We start from the raw sequence: 6,890 nt of genomic DNA, 5'->3' as shown, positions 1-6,890 counted from the left end.
ATGCGGCACAGGCCCCGCGCCCGCCGCGTCCGCCACGCGCCGAAGGCGCTCCGGAAGGTGCCGTTGAAGGCGAGCGCAAGCCGCGCAAGCGGCGTCGTCGTCGCCACGGGCGACCGGTCGAAGGTGCCGAGGGTGCGGCACAGCCGGTCACGCCGGTGCAGGTGACGGCCAAGCCGATGCGTGCGGCGAAGGTCGACGATTCCGGTGCCGGCTTCCTGACCCGGATAGGCCGCAAGATCCGCCGGATGTTGTCGGGAAGTTGATCGGTGTGATCGGCCCTCGTGCCGATCAACGGTAGCGCCCGACCGTTGGTCGGGTGCCATTCCGTCCCCACCTCGCAACGCGGCTCCGGCATAATCGGGGAATGAGCGTCCTGCGTTTCGACAATGTCAGCAAACAGTATGCGGGCGGCCACCAGGCACTGGTGGACGTCAGCTTCGACGTTGCGCCCGGTGAAATGCTGTTCGTCACCGGCCACTCCGGTGCCGGCAAGAGCACCCTGCTCAAACTGATCCACCTGGACGAACGTCCCAGCCGTGGCGCGGTGCTGCTGGCCGACCGCAACCTGTTGAAGGTGCGGGGCGGCGACATCCCGCGCCACCGTCGTGAAGTCGGTGCGGTCTACCAGGACCACCGTCTGCTGATGGATCGCAGCATCGGCGAGAACGTCGCGCTGCCGCTGATCCTGCGTGGCACCCGCCGCGCCGAGATCGGCAAGCGGGTGCGCTCGGTGCTGGAGCGCATGGGGCTGGCCCACCGGGAAAAAGCCCTGCCGTCGCAATTGTCGGCCGGTGAGCAGCAGCGCGTCGGCATCGCCCGTGCCATCGTCGGCGAACCCCGCCTGCTGGTGGCCGACGAACCCACCGGCAATCTGGATCCGACCCTGGCAGCGGAGATCATGGCGCTGTTCGCCGAGCTTCCCGAACGTGGCACCAGCGTGCTTGTGGTCAGCCACGACCTGCCACTGCTGCGCCGCATGCGCAAGCGCGTGCTCATTCTCGACCACGGTCGTCTGGTGGACGACATCTCGCCACAGGACCTGGCCGAATGAGTACCGCGACCAACAAAGAAGCGGCCGCACCGTCGCGCCTGGGCGTGTGGCTGCATCATCATGGCCACAGCGTGGTGTTCAGCCTCGGTCGCGCCTGGCGCAAGCCGTGGGCGACGCTGCTGACCATCATGGTCATGGCGGTGGCGCTGGCGCTGCCGCTGGGATTGTCGATCGCACTGGACAACGTGAAGTTGTTCGCCGGCAGCGTGCAGCAGTCGCGTGACATCAATCTGTTCCTGAAGACCAGCGTGGACGCCGCCGGTGCGACCCAGCTCGCCGAGACACTGCGTGGTCGTGCCGACGTCGGTGCGGTCACGGTGCGCAGTCCGGAAGAGGGGCTGGCCGAACTGCGCGACAGCGCCGGCCTGGGCGAAGCCATCGATGCCCTGCACGACAATCCGCTTCCTTCCCTGCTGATCATCACGCCGGCCAATGGCACCGACGACGGGCGCCTGGCGCAGTCGCTGCAGGGCCTGCCGCAGACCGATCTGGTCCAGCACGACGCGCTGTGGCGCAAACGTCTGGATGCCTGGCTGGGCTTTGGTTCGAGGCTGGTGCAGGTACTGTCAGCCCTTCTGGGGCTGGGCGCGGTGCTGGTGGTGGGCAACACCGTGCGCCTGGACATCCAGTCGCGCCGGGAGGAAATCGGCGTGCTGCAGTTGCTCGGTGCCAGCGACGGTTTCATCCGCCGCCCGTTCCTGTATCTGGGGGCGTGGTATGGATTGGGGGCAGGCGCGCTGGCGCTGGCCCTCATCGGCGTGGCCGGACTGGCATTGCGGCCACCCCTGGCCGAACTCTCCAGCAGTTATGGCAGCCCGTTCGTGTTGCATGGGCTGGATCTTCTGCATTCCTCGCTCGTCCTGGTCGGCACGGTCGTGCTCGGCTGGCTGGGCGCGTGGCTGGTGACGGGACATTTCCTGCGCCAGACCCGACCGACTGAAACCTGAGGCCCGCATGCGTCCGCAAGCTCTCAAGCACCTCGTTGACGCCGCCCCCAGGGTGATGGTGGTCGACGGTTCCAAGCTGGTCCGCAAACTCATTGCCGACGTGCTGCAGCGCGAGCTGCCGCAGGTCGAAGTGGTCGGGTGCGCCAGCATCGAAGACGCGCGGCAGGCGCTGGACGCCGGCCCGGTCAGTCTGGTCACCACGTCGCTCACCCTCAGCGACGGCGATGGCCTGGCGCTGGCGCGCATGGTGCGGGAGGCGGCGGGTCAGGCCTATGTACCGGTCATCGTGGTGTCCGGCGACGCGCAGCAGCACCTGGAGCAGCGGCGCTTCACCGAATACGTGACCGACTATTTCGACAAGGCGCTCGGCCACGAAGCACTCGCCTCGTTCATCAAGGGCTACGTGCAGCCGGAAACCATTCCCGGTGCCACCATCCTGTACATCGAAGACAGCCGCGTGGTCGCCGAGGCGACAAAGCGCATGCTCGAGCGGCAGAGCCTGAATGTGCTGCACGTGATGACCGCCGAAGAGGCGTTCGCCCTGCTTACCGCCGAATCGCTGGGTCGCAGCAATACCCGCATCGACCTGGTGCTGACCGACGTCACCCTGAAGGGCGAGCTCAGCGGTCGCGACGTGGTCGAACGCGTGCGCGTGGACTTCGGCTACGGCAAGCGTCGGCTGCCCGTGCTGGTGATGACCGGTGACGGCAATCCGCACAACCAGTCCGGGCTGTTGCAGTCCGGTGCGAACGATCTGGTCCAGAAGCCGATCGAAGAGCGCCTGCTGGTGACCAAGGTACTGTTCCAGCTGCGTCTGGCCCGCCTCAACGACAAGCCTGTGCTGCGATGAGTGATGTAGTGCCTGCCATCCAGCTGGAACCCAGCTGGAAGGCGCATGTGGGGGACTGGCTGCTGCGCCCGGAGATGCGTGAGCTGTCCGCCTTCCTGCGTGAGCGCAAGGCGGCGGGTGCGCATGTATTCCCGCCCGGCCCACAGATATTCGCCGCGTTCGACGCCACGCCGTTCGACCAGGTGAAGGTGGTGATCCTGGGCCAGGACCCGTACCACGGCCGCGGCCAGGCGCATGGCCTGAGCTTCTCGGTGATGCCCGGGGTACCGATGCCGCCCTCGCTGTTGAACATGTACAAGGAAATTGAAAGCGACCTGGGCATTGCGCGGCCGGACCACGGTTGCCTGCTGCCGTGGGCGCAGCGTGGCGTGCTGCTGCTCAATGCGGTGCTGACCGTCGAGGAAGGGCAGGCCGGCGCGCACCAGAAGCGTGGCTGGGAGGGCTTCACCGACCACGTGGTGGAAACCCTCAACCGCGAGCGCGATGGCCTGGTGTTCCTGCTGTGGGGCAGCTACGCCCAGCAGAAGGGCAAGGTGATCGACACCCGCCGCCACCGCGTGCTCAAGGCTCCGCACCCCTCGCCGCTGTCGGCGCATCGGGGCTTCCTGGGTTGCCGCCACTTCTCGATGGCGAACGATTACCTGCAGCAACGCGGGCAGCCACCGATCGACTGGTCGCTGCCACCGCGCGCGGCGTTGGATATCCCGGCCTGACGACCAACGGCGGTAGGTGACGACCGTTGGTCGTCACGCCCTTGCCGTCATCACGCGCCCAGCATCTCGATGATGTCGTGCGCCACCTGCCGCTTGCGCGGCGGCAACCGCCGTACCAGCGACAGAATGTTGCCCTCCAGATCATTGCGTACGTAATCCGCCGCCGGCTGTGTCGTTTCCAGCTCCTCTCCTTCCGGTTTTCCGCAACCGCGACCGGTCGCCAGCCACTCAAACCGCACGTGAGTGACCACGGCAATCCGTGCCAGATGCGACACACTGGGATGGGTGCCGCCGCGCCGCTCCCACTGTGCCACTGCACTGCGCTTGACCCCCGTTTCCTGGGCCAACTGCGTCTGAGATAACCCCGCAGCGGTCCGCGCGCTGCGAATTCGATCCGACATCGACAACATGGAAATCCCCCTTCTCTGTCCTTAAGTGATGGGTGGTTATCGATACTTCCCGGGCAGTGATTCTTTTGCCCGCATGTACAGAATGACTGACTGCCCTTGCCTCTCATGGGTATCCCATCAATACCACCCCGAGCGACAGCGTTACTAACTACCGTCTTCACACAACGTTGTTTGACCCCCTGCCGCGTCCACGTAATTAATCCTGAAACCGGCCATGAATCGCCGGAAATAAACACCAGAACGTAAAAGCAGTGGGCTTGCTGCTCCTCATCACCGGCTGAATTCGGTGGGTGAAGGAGCGGTGCGGCCACGGCGCAGGGGATGGGTGATGGATAAGGTTTCAGATGTGAAGCGGGTGTTATGGGGATTCACCAAACTTAATGCGCTCGCATTAATTGTGACGTTATCCGCACTATTTTCTTTCGCGCCGAAAGTAAATGCTCAGGACGCGTGCACCGCGAATGGAGCCTGTGTTTCCGCCGGCCCGCGGCTGGTGCAAGTGGATTCGACCCAGAGCCCGGTACTGAATCTGCTGTTTACGACACTGCTGCCCGGCACCAATATCAACATCACCGCGCTGGACTGGAACAACATCGCCGGCGCGGATGTGAATCTCAACGCGTTGCTGACCCAGCTCAACGGCGGCGTGGTGGTCAGTGACCCCAGCCAGGTGCTCAATGCCAACATCACCCTGGCCCAGCTGCAGGCGGCGCTGGTGTCGGTGCTGCAGGCCGACGGACAGACCCTCGCGGCCAACTCGCTCAATCTGCTGACGCCATCCCTGAGCGGACTTACCGGGACCATCCGCCTGGCCGACCTGCTGCAGGTGACACTGCCACCCGGCTCGCTCGCCAACGTCAACCTGGACGTGCTGGACCTGATCACCGGCGGCGTGCAGCTCTACAACTTCCGCAACGTGGTGACCACGCCAACACCGGTCACGCTCACCACCGCGCAGCTGGCCCCGCTGGGCCTGGCCGGACTGGCCAATGTGCGCGTATGGGCACAGGTGGTGGAACCGCCGGTGTACAACTGCGGCCCGGTTGGCAGTGCGTTCCACAGCGCCGCCATCCGCATCAAGTTCGACTTCGACATCGCCCAGGGCCTCAACGTGGCCCCGCTGATCAGCGCGGTCAATGGCCTCAACGTGGGCGGACTGGTGTCGCTGTCCGGCACCGCCATCACCGCCTCGCTGCTGCACCTGTCGGTATACGCGGACGTAGCGCGTGCCGAAGGCACCATCAACGCAGTCAACCTGGCCAGCAACGCCGTTACCCTGCAGGCCCGACCGGGTCTGGTGAATCTGTACATCGGCACCATCAGCGATGCGGTGTTCTTCAACCGCAGCGCCGTGCTCACCCCGGCCAGCGTGACCCCGATCAATGCCACCACGCTCAATGTCACCGTGGCCGTGAGCCTGCTTTCCAGCGCATTGAAGGTGGCCGATGTTGATGTGCCGCTCACGGTATCGCTACGCGCGGTGGCCACCGGCACCCCCGGCTTCCAGTCAGTGGCCTTCACCGGGCCCTATCCACAGACGCGCACGTTGAGTACCGGAACGGTCAGTGCCAGTCTGATGGTCACCACGTTGATCAACTCGCTGGAGGTGCAGATCACCAGCGGGACACCGGTGGTGCGTCTGGTCAACAACCTGATCACCCTGCCGCTGCCGGTGAACACCATCGTCAACGCGGTAGTCGGAGTGTTGCTGCCGCCGCTGCGCACGGTCACCAATGCGCTGGTCGGCCCGGTGCTCACCGCTGTACTGGGCGGCGTGGTTGACAACCTGCTGGGGCTGCTCGGCATCCGCATCGGCCAGGCGATCTTCACCGTCGAGAGTATCTCGCAGAGCTGCGCGGCCACCGTGCAGCTGGTCAAGACGCTTGCGCCGACTACCGACACCGGCGTGTTCAATCTCAGTGTCGCGCAGGGGGCGACCGTGCTGGCCAGCGTCGCCAACGTCGGCAACAACGGGGCGACCACGGCGGTGGTCACCACACCCGGCACGGTCTACACGCTCGCTGAAACCGCTGGCACCGCCACCGTGCTGGCGCGCTACGCCAGCACCTGGGACTGCCGCGACGCAGCCGGGACGGTGCTCACCAGCGGCACCGGGCAGAGCTTCACCTTCACCGCGCCGGCGCTGTCGGCTCAACCCCTCAACGTGGTCTGTCGCATCACCAATCGAACGCGCCAGGCGGATCTGTCGATCACCAAGAGTGATGGCAGTGGCAGCTACACGCCCGGTGGCACAGCCAGCTATGTGATCACCGTGAGCAACGCCGGCCCGGATCCGGTGACCGCCGCGCAGGTGACCGACACGCTGCCCGCCGGTGCCACGCTGACTGCGCCATAGACCTGCACGGCATCGACCGGCAGCGTCTGCAGCGCCGCCAGCGGTGGCGCTGCCGGCGGCACGGGCGTGAGCCTGGGGGTGAACCTGATCAATGGGGGAACGGCCACGATCACCGTGCCGGTCAGCTTCAGCGCAGACCCCGCCGCGTACTAGCCACATCCACCCGGAGGCCACCGCGGTGGCCTTCGGCAGCAACGACGCAACACGTGACGCGCAGTGAGGCCACAAAGGTCCGCGCGCGGTGCTTCCGAGGATTCCTGCATGCAAACCGCCAGCGCCCGTCGCTTCTCCTGCCACACCTCCGCCAGCCGCCTGCGCGCCCGCGCGCTGCATCTGGCGGGGGCGCTGCTGATGACGCTGATAACGGCTACTGCCCACGCGCAGGCCTACCGCAACCCGCTGGTGAATACCGCCACCGTCACCGCACCGAACGACATTTCCGACCCCACCCCGGGCAACAACACCGCCAGCGACAGCAACGCGCTGGCCGCGACGTCGCAGCTGAGCGTGGTCAAGACCATCGTCAGCCCGGCCGCCGGCGCGCCGGTGCCGGCCGGCGGCGC

The 6,890-nt window shown here is 66.1% G+C and carries 8 protein-coding genes; 7 read left to right on the top strand and 1 reads right to left on the bottom strand.

Translation table 11 applies throughout. The annotated features are described in order from the left end of the window. From rhlB to ung, 5 genes are all read left to right on the top strand, one after another. A partial coding sequence (rhlB, locus tag EGJ34_RS19725) for an ATP-dependent RNA helicase RhlB (protein ID WP_125362146.1) occupies positions 1 to 263 on the top strand: 263 nt, incomplete at its 5' end. A 101-nt stretch (positions 264 to 364) separates the two neighbouring features. Next, complete coding sequence (ftsE, locus tag EGJ34_RS19720; RefSeq protein WP_125362145.1) at positions 365 to 1,051, top strand: cell division ATP-binding protein FtsE; 687 nt, start codon at positions 365 to 367, stop codon at positions 1,049 to 1,051. Next, positions 1,048 to 1,998 carry a permease-like cell division protein FtsX gene (gene ftsX / locus EGJ34_RS19715; RefSeq protein WP_125362144.1) on the top strand — a complete coding sequence of 317 codons (951 nt, stop codon included), beginning with the start codon at positions 1,048 to 1,050 and terminating at the stop codon, positions 1,996 to 1,998. Before ftsE ends, ftsX begins: the two co-directional genes overlap by 4 nt. Positions 1,999 to 2,005: 7 nt before the next feature. Beyond that, a complete protein-coding gene (locus EGJ34_RS19710; RefSeq protein WP_125362143.1) occupies positions 2,006 to 2,848 on the top strand; it encodes a response regulator in 843 nt (280 codons plus the stop codon). Continuing rightward, positions 2,845 to 3,561 (top strand): uracil-DNA glycosylase, encoded by a 717-nt coding sequence (ung, locus tag EGJ34_RS19705; RefSeq protein ID WP_125362142.1) that lies wholly within the window; start codon positions 2,845 to 2,847, stop codon positions 3,559 to 3,561. Before EGJ34_RS19710 ends, ung begins: the two co-directional genes overlap by 4 nt. Before the next feature lie 50 nt (positions 3,562 to 3,611). Here ung and EGJ34_RS19700 read toward each other — a convergent pair whose 3' ends face one another. Next, a complete protein-coding gene (locus EGJ34_RS19700) occupies positions 3,612 to 3,971 on the bottom strand; it encodes a helix-turn-helix transcriptional regulator (RefSeq protein ID WP_125362141.1) in 360 nt (119 codons plus the stop codon). A 499-nt stretch (positions 3,972 to 4,470) separates the two neighbouring features. Between EGJ34_RS19700 and EGJ34_RS19695 the strand changes: the two genes are divergently transcribed. Both EGJ34_RS19695 and EGJ34_RS19690 read left to right on the top strand, forming a co-directional pair. Beyond that, positions 4,471 to 6,327, top strand: a complete 1,857-nt coding sequence (locus EGJ34_RS19695) for a DUF11 domain-containing protein (RefSeq protein WP_185750267.1) — start codon at positions 4,471 to 4,473, stop codon at positions 6,325 to 6,327. 261 nt (positions 6,328 to 6,588) lie between these two features. Beyond that, a partial coding sequence (locus EGJ34_RS19690; RefSeq protein WP_221740428.1) for a hypothetical protein occupies positions 6,589 to 6,890 on the top strand: 302 nt, incomplete at its 3' end.

Source organism: Stenotrophomonas sp. 278 (assembly GCF_003935715.1).
GTDB classification, from domain to species: Bacteria; Pseudomonadota; Gammaproteobacteria; order Xanthomonadales; family Xanthomonadaceae; genus Stenotrophomonas; species Stenotrophomonas maltophilia_AH.
Note: the sequence above shows the minus strand (reverse complement) of the source record. Positions and strands in the feature narration are given on the sequence as shown.

Bases quoted from the DNA above. Each gene is read 5' to 3' on its own strand.
- EGJ34_RS19700 (WP_125362141.1), bottom strand. From the start codon at position 3,971: ATGTTGTCGATGTCGGATCGAATTCGCAGCGCGCGGACCGCTGCGGGG.
- ung (WP_125362142.1), top strand. From the start codon at position 2,845: ATGAGTGATGTAGTGCCTGCCATCCAGCTGGAACCCAGCTGGAAGGCG.
- ftsX (WP_125362144.1), top strand. From the start codon at position 1,048: ATGAGTACCGCGACCAACAAAGAAGCGGCCGCACCGTCGCGCCTGGGC.
- EGJ34_RS19710 (WP_125362143.1), top strand. From the start codon at position 2,006: ATGCGTCCGCAAGCTCTCAAGCACCTCGTTGACGCCGCCCCCAGGGTG.
- ftsE (WP_125362145.1), top strand. From the start codon at position 365: ATGAGCGTCCTGCGTTTCGACAATGTCAGCAAACAGTATGCGGGCGGC.